This is a genomic window from Pantoea sp. AN62, assembly GCF_050432985.1.
Taxonomy (GTDB): Bacteria; Pseudomonadota; Gammaproteobacteria; order Enterobacterales; family Enterobacteriaceae; genus Pantoea; species Pantoea brenneri.
Window position 1 is genome coordinate 45,139 of sequence record NZ_JBNPYB010000017.1, and the last position, 15,018, is coordinate 60,156.

Here is a 15,018-nt window from a genome sequence, read left to right on the forward strand (position 1 = left end):
TACCGCAGCAGCGCGAGGAACGAACAGCCTGCGCATCGCGGGGAGGAAAAGGTGATCAGAGTTCCTGATCGTCGCGCCTGACAACATACCAGCCCGCCGCCTCTGCCCCCCGCTGACACCAGTCCGTCCAGCTGCCGGTGTAGTCATCCTTTTCGGCATCACGCAGCATCGTCTCTGCCGTGTCGTCACTCTGGCGCGGCGCGAGGTAGTGGTAACGCGCCTTTACGATGGCCACACCCACGCGGGCCCGGACAGAAGGGGGCAACGGGACCTTTGCCCGCGGCTCTGCGCGAAGCGCAAAGCCTTCCGCCTCCAGCGCGCCGCCAAATGCAGCCAGCATGAACTGCCAGTAGTGGCTGTTTGCCTCATCCGCTGCAAGGGCTGCCATCTCACGGCTGCCAAACGGTGCCGGAAAGGATGTGCCGTAAGCGACGCGCATTGTATCTGGTCTCTCGGGAGTCATTCTCCTTCCGGCCCGGACAATGACAATGGCCATCGCTACCAGGACGATGAAACCACCCACAGCCGGCAGGTTTGAGGTAAACGCGCTGATGCTCTCCGGTGCCAGTGATATTTCGGCACGGCACACGGACGGGACAGGCCCCGTCTGTACCGGGCTTACCACCGGCCCGGCCTGCAGCTGAACGGGTGCAGCCTCGAATATCTTGTCAGAATGCTGCCAGTCATTTACCAGTCTCTGCACAAGGTCATACTGCATGCGATCCCTCCCCTTCAGATGCTGGCTGCATGCCGTGACGGCGCATGATCTCACCCACGTCCTTATCCGTCAGGGAAGCCAGCACAATGGCCGACCTGACCTCTCCGCTGCACGCCAGCAGCGTCTGCAGCGCGGCGCGCAGGATCACCGACTCCGAATAAAGCGGAAACTCGGCGGTCATGCGACGAAGCCCGGCTTTATCATCATCATCCAGGCGGACCTGGGCGTTATGACGTTTTACTTTATGCGGAGCGGTCTGCCCCTGTGTGCTGTGACTCATTTCAGTGCCACCTCCTCCACCCTGAGCATTTTGTCTGCGCGCGTAATGCGCACCGGGGTGTGCTCAAAGCCGAATTTTGTTGTTAACGTGCCGTACTGGTCGAAGTACACCGGCTCATCCAGCGCAATGCTGCTGTCGTGCACGTTGCCCTTAACCAGAATGACCTTAAAGTTCTGCTGCCCGGCAAGCTGCGGCTTCAGCCACGCCATCTGCTGCGGGTTGTCGCCGTCGACGAAGTAGAGCGTCTCGCTGAAGGCGACCCTGTCCAGCGGATTGACCTTATCGCCCGCCCGGGCGATAACGTTACCGCGCATGTCGCGGATGGTTTCCCGCACCGTAAAGGTCGGGTCATACAGGAACGTGCGGTCCTTCTTCGCCGGCGTCAGCCCGGCCACCGGTGCGGGACGCACGGCGTGGGCTTTCACCCGCGCTTCGGCCTCACGCTGCAGGCGGTCCATCTCGCCGCTGTCCTTCATGCCCTGCAGACGCTGGCCGATAAAGGCCAGCAGATCCGGTTCGGCGATGGGGAACAGGTGCCCGATGGTGCCGAGCTCTTTCGCCTGCGCGGGATAAGCAACCACTGTGGCGAGCAGAACAACCGCTGTGGCGAGTTGCCTCATGGCACCCCCTGCATCTGACGGGCAATGTCGGCCTGAATAACGGGTGTGATATCAGTGATGCCGGCAACCACCGCCCCCTTCACCAGAATGACGCCGCCGTGCGCGGCCTGCCAGTCTGAGAGGCTCGCGTCCAGCGCTGCGCCAAAGCGTTTCGTCAGCGCAGCCAGCCTGTCCTTATCCAGTGCTGACTGCGCGGTCTGCTGCCGGAAGGTGTCGATGGTGCCTTTCATATCGAACACCACATAATCGGGCTGCACGGCCTTTGCAACCAGCGCACTGACCCCGGCGCTGAGCGCGATGACCAGCGCCGCGTACGCGGTAAGCTGGATTCCACGGCTTCGCAGCAGCCGCGCAGCGGCGCTCACCCGAACACGGTTACTCCCCCCTGCGTTATCAGCGTTTTCTGCATCCGCCTGCAGAGGCGGCTGTCTGTCTTCCTGCATCGTTTATTCCTCTTTTAAGCAGTGGTCAGGCCGGCCCAGCGCTCCAGCTCCCGCATCTCGGCCTGGTACATGTGCGGCTCACAGGCCAGCAGGTAGGCGGCCTCTTCACTGGTCGCCCCGGCCTTCTGCGCTTCTGTCATGTACTGGTAGTCTTCCCCGCGGGTGCTGAACATGGCGCGCGTCACCGGATCAACGAACACCCGGTGGAAGGAGCTGTTTTCGCCCGTTGAGATCATTACCGAGCTGAAGCCGGTATCGCGCGCGGGCTGGAAGCCGCGGATAACCTGCGTTTCAACCTCACTGAACTGATCCGGGTTGGAGTTGAGGTAGGTTTTGAATGCTTTCGCATCCTGCAGCAGGGTAACTTTGGTGCCCGAACAGTCCCATGCCGCCGCCGCAGCCGGCGGTGCGGCCTGATCTTTGGTGCCGGTAAAGTCCTTGATGCCCTGCGTGATGGTGATGAACGCCCCGCGGTGGCGGCGCACCGTACGGTAACCGGTTTCGATAAAGCGGGCCGCGTGCGGGTTAGAGCCGCTGAACAGGCGCCAGGCTTCATCGATAATAGCGACCTTCTTCAGGCTGCGCGGTGAGTGGTACATTTTTTCCTGAATGGCCAGAATCAGCGAGTACAGGATGGCCGAGAGCAGGTGCGGCTGATTTTCCAGACTCAGCAGCTCCAGCACGGCAAAGCGCGTGTCGCCGTCGAGCGTCGGCTTGTCCGAGTTAAAATAGTCGCCGTTGGCACCCCACGTGCACCAGCGGTCCAGCAGCAGCACCAGCTCGTTGATGCGGTTCATGATCGTCGGCTGCTGGCCATATTCTTCCCTGACCGCCGCAGACTTCATGTACAGCACCACGTCGTCTATGCGCGCGGTGTTCTGTTTCGCCTCGTAGGCCGCCACCACGCCTTTGAGCAGGATGGTTTCGCTGACCTTATCCAGCGGTTCGTTGGGGCTGGCCAGTACGGTGAGCAGCCCCTGAATGCCCTCGGCGGACTCTTTAATGTCCCGCACGTTAGCGAACGGGTTAAAGCGCAGCGTCGCGCCGTCCAGGTAGGCTCCGCCCGCCTGCCGGCAGAAGTTTTTGTAACTGCCCCCCATGTCGATAACCCACCCGAAGCCACCGGCGTTCAGCACCTGCCGCAGGATTTCCTGTATGAAGAAGCTCTTACCCGCGCCGGTGGTGCCGGTAACGGCAATATTGAAGTTGGTGGCCCCGTTGCTTTCGCTGAACATGTCAAAGAAGGCCAGCGCGTTGCGGTAGGTCGGCAGCGGGCTGCCCGATGCCGCCATCTGCCGTTCAGCTACCACCGGCATGAGGTTGACGGCGTTGAAGCTCTTGCAGCGCAGGGTGGCATTCATGTGCTTCATGTCGTCCCAGAGCCCCTCCTGCATCACGAACGGCAGCGAGGTCATCCAGTTGCGCAGCTGCTGGTAGCGGGGTGCGGACATTTCCAGGTCATTTTTGCGGAACACGTTGATGGCGGAGAGTTCACAGCGCTGCTGCTCGCTGTCGCTGTCGGGCGTGAACAGCGTCAGGTTGAGGTTAAAGCTGCACATCGCGATTTCGTTGCTGGCCAGCCCCATGCGCAGGTCCCGCCACTCTTCATAGGTGCGCTGCGTATTGGGGAACATCTTGCCGTAGGAGGAGTTGGCCTTCTTGCCCATGTCCTGCTCCTTACGGAACGCCTCATTCTGGCTGCTGACCTGGTCCTCCACGCAGATGGTCCAGCTCAGCAGGAACGGACAGGGGATGCCCAGATCGGGAAACCGCATGTTCTGCAGGTTGTCCGCTGCCTGCCAGAGCGCGAACTGCTTCGGCACCTTTGTCAGCTGCATATTCACGATGCGCGTGCTGACCACCGCGCTGTCACTGCTGTCGCTGACCGCGCGATCGCTGTGCTGCCGTGCGGTAGTGAGTTTCAGGTGATCCGGATGAACCTCCATTTCGGTACTGGTGTCCACGCACTGCCGGTGCAGCTCCTGCTCCGGATTCCAGTGCTCGCTGCCCGCACTGACCTGCCCCGGCCGGTAGTTCAGCTGCTCGCGGATGACGGATAAAAACTCAGTCGGCCCCACGCGGCGGGTGTCCATGTGTGCGGCCAGCATCGAGACGCGGAGCGTTTCGCGCACCTGTGCCACCGCGTCCAGCGACTTGATGCCGCCGGTGCCCGGGTGCGCATACACCAGGAAAACGCGGTAGTTACGCAGATACAGCGGGTACTCGCGCTCGTTGGCCAGCCCCTTCAGCGCCGAGCGCTCCCAGAAAGCTTTGGTGATGGCGTTCAGGCGCGGCGCCATGTCGCCCTTCCACATGTCGCGGCTCAGCCCGTTTTCCAGCATGTCGCCCACGCACTTGCTGGCCACCATCAGCACCGTAACCGGCGTTTTACGGGGCAGCTTTTTGCGCAGCAGGTCATCGAGCGCCTGTACCACCTGCTGATTGGCGCCGGCGAGCGGGGCCACTTCCATGATGAAGCCGACCGAGCGGCTGTTAATGAAGAGTTCAGATTTCTCGTCAAACTCACGCCACGGCAGCAGGCTGGTCAGCGACGGGTAGCTGAAGCTCTCCTGCAGCCTCTGGCGCGCCATTCTGGCACCGCCCTCATCCCGGCTGCTGCTGAAGATGCCGGTAAGGTGATCGATAACGTTATTGATCATGCTGACCTCCGGCGCGGTCTGTTTTCAGCGCGGCCTTTATCAGGGTATGGAAGCGCGCGGAGTTTCCGGCTTCGGGCGTACTGTGCGCAAAGACGTGTCCATAAGGGGGCACATCCGCAAACATCAGTCCGGGCCTGACCCGATGATGCAGCGCAGCTGCAGACGATGCGGGTGCCCGCCGTTCACAGGCACTGCTGAATGAAAACCGCTTTTTCATTACTCCCCCTCGCTGATTACGCGGAAATCTTCATCCCAGCGGGACTTCTCTTTCACGAACTCCACCACGGCGGGCTGATGAAAGCTGTCCTGCTCATCCACCCAGGGCGCAATCCACAGGCGCTGCGTCGCGTCAGGAATGCGGCGGGCGTCCACCTGTCCCGGTCCGCTGTAGTCACCCGGGACCACAGGGCCGGTGGTGCCAGTACGAACCGGCACCGTGGACGCGCGCAGGCTGTCTGCGGTCACGTCCTGTCCCTTAACCGGACGCGGGGCAGACGTTGCCATGCTTACCGGGCGGTAAGGGCTGACGGCGGGCTTCGCGTTGCCGGGCGTCGCCAGCGCCTCAGCGGCAGGCTTTGGGCCGGCCTCCTTTTCTGCCGTCAGGTCGTCCAGGCTCTGATGCTTCGATGCCAGTTTGCTGGCGTCGGACATCGACAGGCACTGGTCGGTCGCGGTTTTGTTGCAGTCAAAATCAGAGTTCATGCCGGCGCAGCCGGTCAGCGCAGCGCACAGCAGTGCGCACGCAAAAAGTTTCTGCATGGTGGAGTCCTCAGTGGCGGCTGTGCCGCGATGGGTCAGGGAGATAAAAAGGTGCAGGTTAATCGGGTGGTGCGGGTTGCCCTGGTGAAGGCACGGAAAATCGGTGGTTCAGTTAGCACGCTGAATGCCCGGCGAGACCTGACAAATGACGTCAGTGATATACATTGCCAGCTGATCAATCGTGGTGTTCGTCAGTGTTAATACGTGCCCGGAATTCTCTGCCAGTCGCTGTATCGCCGCATCCGGAACCGGGCGGCCGTTAAGCCTTTCAAGCCGGAACAGCATATTGCCGGCAGGGTGGGAGATGCGGATGAGTAATGCATCCGGCTCCGGCGACGTTTTTTCCTGAATCATTAAGAACCTCAGTTAAGCTGAAAAGTGTGTTACGCCGGCAGGTAAAAACTTAGCGGCGCACGGCACCAGGCTGAGAGCCGTCAGAGGCCAGGCGCTGACGGAGCATCTCGATCTCAGTCAGCATGGCGGCCAGCTGGCAGCTGCCCGCCTGTGTCTGCCAGGCTCGCCGGTAACGAAGCCGCAGCGCACAGAGCCGGATATGCACTTCACGCTGGTTGTGTTTATTCATCTTCACTTATACCTTCTTCAGGCTGGCGTTCAGTAAAGGCAAAATCACGCCGGGCGGGTTTAAAGACGGCCTCTGTCTCTTTCTTAAGCCAGAATTCGAGCATTGATGCCTCAATAAATCCTGCCTCTTTAACCACCCGCTGCAAATCGCGATACGCAGGAAGGTCATGAGGTGTGTATGCCTCAAGCTTACTGGCCAGCAGGTCCTGCCAGTTCAGCGGCTCCCGCAGGCGGCTGATAACAGCTGCTACAGCAATGAACACGGGTATAACCAGTGCCCGGCCTGCCCACGCAGAGTGTGCAGCGTACTCACGCCAGAGCACCGCGAATGCCAGACCGGCAAGCACACAGGTCGCCAGCGTGCCGCCATACGGCAGATGGCGGCGCTTCCAGCAGGCCACAAGGTATCGTATCTGTGCCAGTTTACGGCGGCGCTTCTTCTGGATTGTTAAACTCATGCTGCTGACTCCTTTCGAAAAATGAGCGGTTAACTCCAGCGTTTCATCAGTGCTTTCATGCCGCCTCCTGCCCGCGTGTGGTGATATGAAAGCGCATGTGGCTCTCAACCGGTACGCGTACCTGCCGGTTCATCAGCGTCAGCAGCAGGATGGCCCGCTTCATGCCGTCAGGTTCGCACCACACCGCCTCAAGCCCTTCAAACACCCCGTCTTCAATCATCACCCTGTCTCCGTTCAGCGGCGCGTCCGTTGTCAGCGGAGCACCCTCCCAGCCCGCCTCCAGTCGCGCAATGACGCTGTCGGGCACGACCGAGGGCAGGCTGCCGAAACTGATGAGCGTGGAAATCCCGCGCGTGCCCTTGATGGCGGTGGTGTGCACTACCTCCGGATCGAAGCGCACAAAAAGGTAGCCCGGGAAGAGCGGCTGCGGTGTAACGGCTCTGACCGTGCCGTTGCGCAGCCGCACCTGCGAAAACACCGGCAGCAGACAGGTGACGCCCTGCTGCTGCAGCTGCTGCTGCGCGCGCTTTTCCTGTGCAAACCTCGTCTGTGCCACGTACCAGTTTTCCATCACTCACTCCTCTCAGTTTATGGTATCGCCGAGGCGCAGCTGGCTGGCCTGACGCAGAACTTCGTCGGGGTTTAACACCGGTGCACTGCCGGTGCCACTGCCTGCCGGTGCGACCGCCGCGGTCTGCTGCACGGCGGCCTGTGGTACCTCCTGCTTCGCTTTTTCTGCTTCGGCGTCCTCAATCGTTTCCAGGCGGAAGCCCTGCTGGAACACCACGGTCACGGCGTTGCCGGCACCGATATCAATGACCGGGTGATACTGCTCGGCGCGCTTAATCCAGTACTGGCTCAGCGTGTCCGCTGCCTTGCTGGCACCGCCACCGAGGCCCTGTTTGAAGATGTCGCCGGCGCCCACAGAGGCGCTGCCACCGAGTCCGACCGTTGGCGTGGCGGCGGACTTAATGCCTTCACCGAAGCCGGACAGCAGGCCGGCCGCCCCGGCGTTGGCGATGATGGCGCCGTTACGCATCACCGGCTTGCCGCGGATGCCCACCTTGCCCTGGAAGGAGACGTGCCCGTCGAACGGCATGTCGATGTGTTTGCCGTTTTTCAGGATGCAGCTGATGTTTTTGGTGCGGACCTCGCCGCGCTCGCTGGAGATATCACCGTACATCTCACCGGTCACGCGGCACTGGTCCATGTTCCAGGTTTTACCGTTGGGCATGGAGACATCGCCAAGCAGGGTGATGACCACCGGCGAGGTATTCTGCTGACCGGTCACGCTGGCGTTGGCATCAGCCCCCTCAATCATGACCGCCTCGGAGAACGACCCGGAAGGTATCCAGGGAAGTTTTGTCTTTTTCTCGGTAAGCGCAGCGTAGGTGAAGGTATCGCGGCTCAGGCCGCCCGGCCGCACCGTGCCGGTGCCAGGATAAAAGCCCTGCCCCGGCGACGGATAAAACTGGCCGCTCTGCCCGGCGGCGGGCCCGCTGCCCGGGTTAGTGATGCTCCACTGCGCCGGACCGCTCGGGCCGCTGGAAACCGGCGCATTAACAGGTGGCGTGCCTGCCGCCGGTGTGGTGGCTGCAGGACCATTTTGCGTTCTGCCACCCTGTGCCTGCTGCGTCTGCAGCTGGCTGATGGCATTGGCCATGCCGGTGAGTTGTTTCTTCAGCTCCTCATTCTGGTTTTTCAGCGAGCTGGTCAGCGTACCGAGGTCCCGCTCAAGGCCCGCGGTCTTGTCCTGCTGCTGCTGCAACGCGGAGGTGGCCACGCCCTCGGTAAAGGAGGTGTTCACCAGGCTGCCGGTCAGGTCCGGGGTCTTTTTCGGGGCAGGCCGGTTCAGCTCTGCCTGATGGTGCGAGTACGCCCATATACCCCCGCCAACGGCCAGCATGACCGCGGCGGCGACGCCGGCAATCACCCACTGGCGCCGGCGCGTGGCGGTATTGATGTTGCTCATGCCCCGCCCTCCGTGTCAGCCGAGAAAATCACCCACACGAAGCCTTCACCGTTAGCGTAGAGCGTGCGGGTTGAGAGCATCACCGCGCGCACACCCTTCTGCCAGAACTGCTTTTCGCTCAGCGGCCGCGTCACGTAGCCGGTGTTTTTCATGCGGTAGCGCATAACCCGCAGGTGGGAGCCGGTAAGCTGACGCTCCGGGGTGAGCAGCACGCCCGCAGGCGGGTTATACGCCGGACCGCGCGAGGCCTTTACCTCGGTGTAGCTCTCCGGCACGTCGCCGTTCACCACGTTGCGGGCCACGCTGACCAGCGTTTTCTGGAAGGGCTGACTCTCCTCCCACACCTTCGCATCCGGGTTGGGCTTAAGCGGCACGTCTGCCGGTATCAGGTGCAGCGTGCGGCCGTTGCCGGGCTTCGGCGACACGTCGATCGAGACACCCACGCCGCCAGCCGTTTCCAGGAAGATGGTGAAGTCCTGCCCGGTCAGCGGCGTAATCAGCAGCGCGCCGTCAGCGGTGTTGGCTTTGAGATAGGCATTGTCCGGACCGGTGATGCCGGTAATCAGCTCGCCGTCGATGATGATTTTGTTAGGACTGGTGTTACTCATCTGCGCCTTCAGGTGCGCATTATTTTCAAACGGGGTCCCGGCCGGGCCGGGTACGGCGGCCTGCGCGGCGGCAGGCAGCAGCGCCAGCGCGCCGGCAACGGCCAGGGCGGAAAGGGTCATTTTCATCGGTTCAGTCCTGTTGCGGGCGGCGTTCAGGTTGAGTCCAGGGCACCTCGGGGAAGGCCGTCAGGCGGATAAGACCGTCCACGTAGTGCACGCTGAGCCGGTAGGCTTTACTGGCATCCGGAAGCGAAATGTTCAGGGTGCCGTTAGTGGTGCTGGCGCTCAGCGTGCCCTGCACAGTGATGTCACCGGTGGTGGAGTCGGTGATTTCATCATCAATGCGGAACACGGAAGAGACGCCGTTTTTTTTGATGTACTCAGCTTCGGCGGCGAGCTGCTTTTTCATGTCGTCACGGTACTCAGCGGGAACGAAGCGCAGCAGGGCGGCGTGCTGGCTGTCCACGGTTTCGGGCGTGACGGAAAGACGGAGGTTGACGAAAGAGCGCACCAGCATGCCGTTTAAGGCCGCGTCTCCGGAGGCGGAATCGGAGAGGAACGGGCGGTCAAACATCATGGGGGTGGTCAGGGTCCTCTGCGTTTTTGCAAAATGCCACGCCAGCCCGCCGGTCACGACGGTACTGACGGCGAGAATAAACACGAGCAGCGAAAGGGCGCACAGGGCCAGAATGATTACCCGGTTGCGCCCCTCCCGGACCTGATACTTCATAGCGTTATCCTTTTAATAAGCGCCACCCGAAGATGGCGCGCGGGTTACTGCATCCAGTGCCGGTTGCCCGAATCGGGCACCCGGCGGAACTGCAGCCGGAGCAGCGCGGTCGGCAGGTACCAGTAAAGAAGGTTCATGAGCCACCAGGTGCCCTGCCCCTTCTTCAGGTGGCGGACTAACAGCCAGAGCGCGCCGGCCACAATCAGCATCACAATGAACATGTCGCAGAAAAAACCGATGACGCCGCACGCAATGATGAGTACGGCCTCCTCAGTGGGGAGTCCGGCCAGGCGTTTCTGCTGATTGAGGGTTTCCGGGAACTGATACTGAAGCGATTCCCTGTCCATGACGGGGTCAGCCGGCGAGGCTGAAGAACACGCGGGTGATGACGATGAGGAACGGGATGCCGCCGACCAGAATCATCGGGTTACGCACCTTGATGTAAGCGCCCACTGAAAGAATGATTTCAGCGATGTACAGCCCCCACTCCACGGTGCTGCCGTGGCCAAACGTATCCTTGGCGTCAGCCTTCTGGCTGGCCAGCAGGTCCTCTGCGCCTGCCAGATGCGGCAAGGCAAAAACAGCGACGGCAAGGCAGATAAGCAGCACGTTAGCGCGATGACGGTAAAGGAGACTAAAGGCGTGCCATAAGATGCCGATAAGCCCCCCTTGCGCCGCTTCGCTGTGCAGCGGGCAGGCTTCCGCAGACCCCTGCACGAGTACAGGGTGTGACGTGACAACTTTCATGAGTAAAACCCTCGGTTTGAGTTAAAGAAATGTCAGTGTGCGTAAACGGACGTAACGCGCCGTAAGTGTACATTTTCTCAAAAAAAAAAAATCTGTGACGCATGTCACACTTTTAAGGGTTCACTTGCATTTTTTTAGGATTAATCCTGAAAGAGCGTGGCGTACGCTTGCAGCCTGACCAGGGTAAGCCTCGTAGGGCGGTACTGAAACATGAAAGTAAAAGAGAAAATGGGTGACGGCCGTGGCCGTCCGCGGAAATATGCCAGAGGAGAAATGCAGTACCGGAAACTGTGGCTGCCGGAAAATCTTCTGATGGAACTGCGCGTGGCGGCACGCGTCAGGCGATATACCACGAACGATGAGATTATCAGCCGGCTTATTGCGTCGATGCACTTCTCGCCCCGCAGGCATATTATTAAAACGGATGATGGTCAGCGGCTGGTTGCGCTGGCAAGGATGTTTGATGAATTTATTCAGTCCCGGCTGGATGTTATCCGGGAGGAATATCAGCCGGATGAAACGATGCAGGCAGAAAAGAAACCGTTCGTTCCCGGAAAGAACCGTGCGTTCAGCAGCAGCTTTCCCGAAAACCTGCGGCGGGATATGGAAATCAGCGCGCGGTTTAACCGCCGGAGTATGAACATGGAAATACAGGAGCGCCTGCTGGATTCGCTGAACTATTTAACGGAGCAGCAGCTGCCCGAAAACGAAGAGGTCAGGCGGCTGCGTGAGCTGGCGATATTGTTTGACGAGTTTATTCTGGAAAAGGTCATTGTGGCAGAGAACCCGCTGGCGGATAAAAAACAGGAACCGTGATTAAATATTCTGACTTATTGCGTGTTTTATAAAGAAAGTTTATTAAGTAACGCTTCTTCTTTTACACTTCAGAGCAAAGGCTTGTCTGTTATTACCGCTGTACGGGTCAGTCGTCCCGTACAGCGCTGGCATGCCTGCCCATAACAAACATAAGATATACATAATCAGGGGAAAAACAAACCATCCGGCAAAGGAAGCTTATTAACGTCTGGCAAGAGCTTCTTTAATTAACCGGACCAGCCCGCAGACTCATTCACTCATATATCACCCCATGCTCTAATCATTTCCTGTATAACTAACTGAGGGCTTCTCGTCACATCCATAACGGCGGCGTAATGGCTCGTTATTTAACTCTTGCAGAATCACATCATGCAGAATCAGCAGACTGAATACAGCTGGAAAGCAGCATGTAAACGGGATGAGACTGATGAAGGTGAGTGGCTGAAAATGTCCAGCCGCCGTTAATTAATCATTCAGCATTGATTAATTAACGGTTATATCAGGTCAGATATCCTTATTCATCCTTAATAAAATGTTTACTTTCAGCTTTATCCTCTGCGGCGCTCATTTCTGTCAGGTTCTGGTCAATCATCTCTTCAAGCACCTGCGGCCCGGACTCACCGCGGATATGCAGATACATTTCCGTCAGCATAGCCATCATGATACTTGTTCCTTCCCGTGTTCCCGCAACGCGACGTATTAAGTCACGGTTGAATTCTTCCACATCAAACTTATTCCCTTCCCCCTGATGTTTCTTGACCATCAGACCGATGCCTACCAGTTCATTCACCACAGAGGAAAAGTTAACTTCGCCGTGGCTTGCGCCGTTCTGCAGCTCTATCTGCACCAACCCCTGCACTTCCCTTTCAGTTTTTTCTTTGAAGTAAATATTTCTGCGCGCCATTCTGGTATTCCCTGTGAGGCAGAGTTTATTTAAACCTGCCTTTTTGATTTATTTATAATAACCGTCTTTACGGCGCCAGCCTGACTGCCGCGTTCGGATAAACTCACCATCCCGGTATTATTTACCTCCGACTCAGTGTGTGTCAATCCGGCACTGTTCATTTAATCCGGGAGGTGTGCTAATCAGGCACTATACCTGCCTTTAATGTGTTTTAACCCGGCGCTGCAACCACCTGTCACGCATAAATCGCGCATTCTGACTGCATTTTATGTGTGTCAATCCGGCACTGCAGCTGTTTTCAATGTGTGTTAATCAGGCACCACTGGCATTTTTGATGTGTGTCAATCCGGCACCATGCTTGAAAACATCCTACATAAGCACCTGATTTTGTTATTTAGCCACAATTAGCACACATAACAGTGCCGTTTACAGTGCCTGATGAACACACAATTCGGCACTGCAACAACACACAATCAGGCACTTCATTACCACACAATCAGGCACTGCAATGTGTGGTAATTAACACACAATTTTGTTCACGCAGCCAGAAAATAGCCAATAATTTACATTAAGCACCTGTTTTTAAACAACTAAACTGCAAGATTACATCTTGCGTGGGGTGTGATGAAAGTTTACCCCCGAGGAGCGGCTTGTTAAATAACCCTGTCCTGCTGAATTCTTTATATCCCGGGTGAAGTTCGTTATCTGCCAGCCAGCGCAACGTGCGCGTCTGTAACGAATTATATTGCAAGGGATGATCCGAGCGAGTATTTTTCTCACGAACCCGCCTGGCGCATTATGCGCACGCACGTGAGATTATCAGAATGAAAGGATTTGCTGCTCTCGCGCTTGCCGCTGTATTCAGCGCGCAGGCCGCGCCGGAAATGTGCTTCACGAAAGCCGGTCAGGATTTCGGTATTGATCCGCGCCTGCTGATGGCCCATTCAATACAGGAATCACGCATGCGTAATAATGCGCTGAACACCAAAAGCAGCGGCGGCACGCATGACGTCTGTAACATGCAGATAAACAGCTCTCACTTCAGTAAGCTGAAAAAGTTTGATATTACACGGGAAAGGCTGCTGAAAGATCCGTGCATCTGCATTTATACCGGTGCGTGGATCGAGGCGAGAAACTTCAGGCAGTACGGCCGGAACTGGGACAGTGTCGGGATGTACAACACCGGCCCGAGCCCGAAGCTGATCAAACAGCGTCGTGAATATGCGGCCATTATTAAAAGTATTTACCGCGTGCTGATTGCACGGGATGAAGTTTACACCGCAATGGTGCAGCAGAATAAAAAAACGCCCGCGCCAGAAACGTTCCTCACCGCGGACGAGATGCCTGAGAAAAAATAACTCCGGCGCGCCGGGGTTATTTTTTAAGACTTGAGTTTTGCGAACTCCTCCGCCATTTTCCACAGCGCCTGATTCAGCTTTATATCGCCGTCGATGCCTGTTACCGGCCGGGTGGTGGTTCTTTTTCCCTTCGCCGTTCTGCCGGGCACGCCTCCCTTAATCAGGTTTTCCTGCACGATATTAAACGCGGTCCACAGGTCGGTGCCTTTGTCATACCAGGCGCGCGGCTGAATAATACGCTCAGCTGACACCGGCGGCTCTTTTCCGTCATATTTATACTCCAGCGCCAGCTGCCCCAACAGGCGACGTTCTTCACTGTTAACCTGAATGGATTTCATCATGCTGATATTATTTTCCACCTTGTCGAACACGCCCAGCACCTCATAAGCGCCTTCGATAACCTGCGACACAATATCTCCCTTGTGTGGCACGCTGATTTCACCAAACGATTTCCAGCATACCAGGCCATTGGTGCAAACCTGCCGGAAAATACCGGGGATCATTTTATAACTGCTGGAGCCGTCATGGCTGTTCAGTAATACAATTTCCGGCACCTCTTCGCCGCCGTTATTATTTACCCGGCGCAGGCGGATCATGTGCTTGGTAAATTCACGGCGCTCCGGATCGCGCACGCGCGACTGGCTGGCATAAAAAGGTTCGAACCCTTCTTCGCGCAGTTTATCCAGCAGGGTAATAGTCGGAATATAGGTATAACGCTCAGAGCGTGAATCATGCTTTTCGGCTGAAAATGCGCTCGGAACAATGCGCATCAGCTCATCATTATTCAGCGGGCTGTTTTTACGGATAGCAGTCGGGGCGGCATAGCGGGAAGCAAAACGGACCATAATTAATTTCCTCTGAATAATTTAGTGTTATCTCTGAAATAAAGGCCGGTTTATAAAGCGGCCAGCGCTTCGCGGAATATCAGATAGCCGGTGTCGTACTCATACAGCGCCAGTGGCCACCCGTTATGCAGGTAAATGATCGCCGCTTCAGGCTCCTCAGTGGGCTCCTCCAGCGCGTCGAGCTCAGCCAGCTGCGCGCTGTTAACCCCGCTGATGCCCGTAAACACGGCATTTGTGTGCAGGTGGTCATACAGATCGCGAAAATGCGCCGGGCTGAGCGCATCGCCGTGCCCTTCAGCACATGTTTTGGGAGATTCTGGCGTGGCGGTTTTGACGTTGACGTTCTGTGTGTTCATGGCATTTCTCCTGCTCAGGTGGGTTGTCATGTTTCGGTCGATCCAGTCGCGGCAGAGGGCAAAGGAGCATCGCCGAAGGGAGGGCAGAAAGGGGCGACGACGGAAAGTTTTTGCGGCCCCAGGCAAAAAGTTTCTGGTGGCGTGCATTTCACCCCTTTCTGG

Annotated in this window: 21 protein-coding genes; 2 read left to right on the forward strand and 19 right to left on the reverse strand. The window is 57.9% G+C overall.

The features are described from left to right. Positions 1 to 55 precede the first annotated feature (55 nt). From FHW04_RS19020 to FHW04_RS19090, 15 genes are all read right to left on the reverse strand, one after another. A complete protein-coding gene (locus FHW04_RS19020) occupies positions 56 to 463 on the reverse strand; it encodes a hypothetical protein (RefSeq protein ID WP_143811586.1) in 408 nt (135 codons plus the stop codon). Between the two features lie 244 nt (positions 464 to 707). Continuing rightward, entirely contained in the window at positions 708 to 998 is a 291-nt protein-coding gene (locus FHW04_RS19025) for a hypothetical protein (protein ID WP_089562102.1), read from the reverse strand. Further along, complete coding sequence (gene traW / locus FHW04_RS19030) at positions 995 to 1,618, reverse strand: type-F conjugative transfer system protein TraW (protein WP_089562101.1); 624 nt, start codon at positions 1,616 to 1,618, stop codon at positions 995 to 997. The genes FHW04_RS19025 and traW overlap by 4 nt, the downstream gene beginning before the upstream one ends. Continuing rightward, complete coding sequence (gene trbI, locus FHW04_RS19035) at positions 1,615 to 2,061, reverse strand: type-F conjugative transfer system protein TrbI (RefSeq protein ID WP_089562100.1); 447 nt, start codon at positions 2,059 to 2,061, stop codon at positions 1,615 to 1,617. The genes traW and trbI overlap by 4 nt, the downstream gene beginning before the upstream one ends. A gap of 14 nt (positions 2,062 to 2,075) precedes the next feature. Beyond that, positions 2,076 to 4,721 (reverse strand): type IV secretion system protein TraC, encoded by a 2,646-nt coding sequence (gene traC / locus FHW04_RS19040; RefSeq protein ID WP_094106370.1) that lies wholly within the window; start codon positions 4,719 to 4,721, stop codon positions 2,076 to 2,078. Positions 4,722 to 4,937: 216 nt separating this feature from the next. Next, positions 4,938 to 5,480, reverse strand: coding sequence for a type IV conjugative transfer system lipoprotein TraV (gene traV / locus FHW04_RS19045; protein WP_089562098.1), 543 nt, complete (start codon positions 5,478 to 5,480; stop codon positions 4,938 to 4,940). Between the two features lie 108 nt (positions 5,481 to 5,588). Then, positions 5,589 to 5,834 (reverse strand): hypothetical protein, encoded by a 246-nt coding sequence (locus tag FHW04_RS19050; RefSeq protein ID WP_089562097.1) that lies wholly within the window; start codon positions 5,832 to 5,834, stop codon positions 5,589 to 5,591. A gap of 49 nt (positions 5,835 to 5,883) precedes the next feature. Continuing rightward, entirely contained in the window at positions 5,884 to 6,063 is a 180-nt protein-coding gene (locus tag FHW04_RS19055; protein WP_089562096.1) for a hypothetical protein, read from the reverse strand. Continuing rightward, on the reverse strand, positions 6,056 to 6,520 hold the full coding sequence (locus FHW04_RS19060; RefSeq protein WP_089562095.1) for a hypothetical protein: 465 nt from the start codon (positions 6,518 to 6,520) through the stop codon (positions 6,056 to 6,058). The genes FHW04_RS19055 and FHW04_RS19060 overlap by 8 nt, the downstream gene beginning before the upstream one ends. 55 nt (positions 6,521 to 6,575) lie before the next feature. After that, on the reverse strand, positions 6,576 to 7,091 hold the full coding sequence (gene rfaH, locus FHW04_RS19065) for a transcription/translation regulatory transformer protein RfaH (protein ID WP_089562094.1): 516 nt from the start codon (positions 7,089 to 7,091) through the stop codon (positions 6,576 to 6,578). A gap of 12 nt (positions 7,092 to 7,103) precedes the next feature. Then, positions 7,104 to 8,492 (reverse strand): F-type conjugal transfer pilus assembly protein TraB, encoded by a 1,389-nt coding sequence (traB, locus tag FHW04_RS19070; protein ID WP_089562093.1) that lies wholly within the window; start codon positions 8,490 to 8,492, stop codon positions 7,104 to 7,106. Further along, the gene (gene traK, locus FHW04_RS19075; RefSeq protein ID WP_179420098.1) at positions 8,489 to 9,226 is read right to left on the reverse strand and encodes an F-type conjugal transfer protein TraK; all 738 of its coding nucleotides are present in this window, start codon (positions 9,224 to 9,226) and stop codon (positions 8,489 to 8,491) included. The genes traB and traK overlap by 4 nt, the downstream gene beginning before the upstream one ends. A 4-nt stretch (positions 9,227 to 9,230) precedes the next feature. Further along, a complete protein-coding gene (locus FHW04_RS19080; RefSeq protein WP_089562092.1) occupies positions 9,231 to 9,830 on the reverse strand; it encodes a TraE/TraK family type IV conjugative transfer system protein in 600 nt (199 codons plus the stop codon). Positions 9,831 to 9,874: 44 nt separating this feature from the next. After that, on the reverse strand, positions 9,875 to 10,177 hold the full coding sequence (gene traL / locus FHW04_RS19085; protein ID WP_069027100.1) for a type IV conjugative transfer system protein TraL: 303 nt from the start codon (positions 10,175 to 10,177) through the stop codon (positions 9,875 to 9,877). Positions 10,178 to 10,184: 7 nt separating this feature from the next. Next, the gene (locus tag FHW04_RS19090; protein ID WP_089562091.1) at positions 10,185 to 10,577 is read right to left on the reverse strand and encodes a type IV conjugative transfer system pilin TraA; all 393 of its coding nucleotides are present in this window, start codon (positions 10,575 to 10,577) and stop codon (positions 10,185 to 10,187) included. Between the two features lie 210 nt (positions 10,578 to 10,787). On the opposite strand from FHW04_RS19090, the gene FHW04_RS19095 reads away from it, so the two are divergent. Next, the gene (locus FHW04_RS19095; RefSeq protein ID WP_089562090.1) at positions 10,788 to 11,393 is read left to right on the forward strand and encodes a hypothetical protein; all 606 of its coding nucleotides are present in this window, start codon (positions 10,788 to 10,790) and stop codon (positions 11,391 to 11,393) included. Positions 11,394 to 11,907: 514 nt separating this feature from the next. On the opposite strand, the gene FHW04_RS19100 is transcribed toward FHW04_RS19095, so the two are convergent. After that, complete coding sequence (locus FHW04_RS19100) at positions 11,908 to 12,297, reverse strand: relaxosome protein TraM (protein ID WP_089562089.1); 390 nt, start codon at positions 12,295 to 12,297, stop codon at positions 11,908 to 11,910. 776 nt (positions 12,298 to 13,073) lie between these two features. Next, the gene (locus tag FHW04_RS19105; protein ID WP_227021974.1) at positions 13,074 to 13,241 is read right to left on the reverse strand and encodes a hypothetical protein; all 168 of its coding nucleotides are present in this window, start codon (positions 13,239 to 13,241) and stop codon (positions 13,074 to 13,076) included. On the opposite strand from FHW04_RS19105, the gene FHW04_RS19110 reads away from it, so the two are divergent. After that, the gene (locus tag FHW04_RS19110) at positions 13,182 to 13,655 is read left to right on the forward strand and encodes a lytic transglycosylase domain-containing protein (protein ID WP_227021969.1); all 474 of its coding nucleotides are present in this window, start codon (positions 13,182 to 13,184) and stop codon (positions 13,653 to 13,655) included. The two genes, FHW04_RS19105 and FHW04_RS19110, sit on opposite strands and share 60 nt — an antisense overlap. A gap of 23 nt (positions 13,656 to 13,678) precedes the next feature. Here the strand turns inward: FHW04_RS19110 and FHW04_RS19115 are convergent, their stop codons facing one another. Beyond that, complete coding sequence (locus FHW04_RS19115; RefSeq protein ID WP_089562087.1) at positions 13,679 to 14,500, reverse strand: DUF932 domain-containing protein; 822 nt, start codon at positions 14,498 to 14,500, stop codon at positions 13,679 to 13,681. A 50-nt stretch (positions 14,501 to 14,550) separates the two neighbouring features. Beyond that, positions 14,551 to 14,856, reverse strand: coding sequence for a hypothetical protein (locus tag FHW04_RS19120; protein WP_089562086.1), 306 nt, complete (start codon positions 14,854 to 14,856; stop codon positions 14,551 to 14,553). Positions 14,857 to 15,018: the final 162 nt, after the last annotated feature.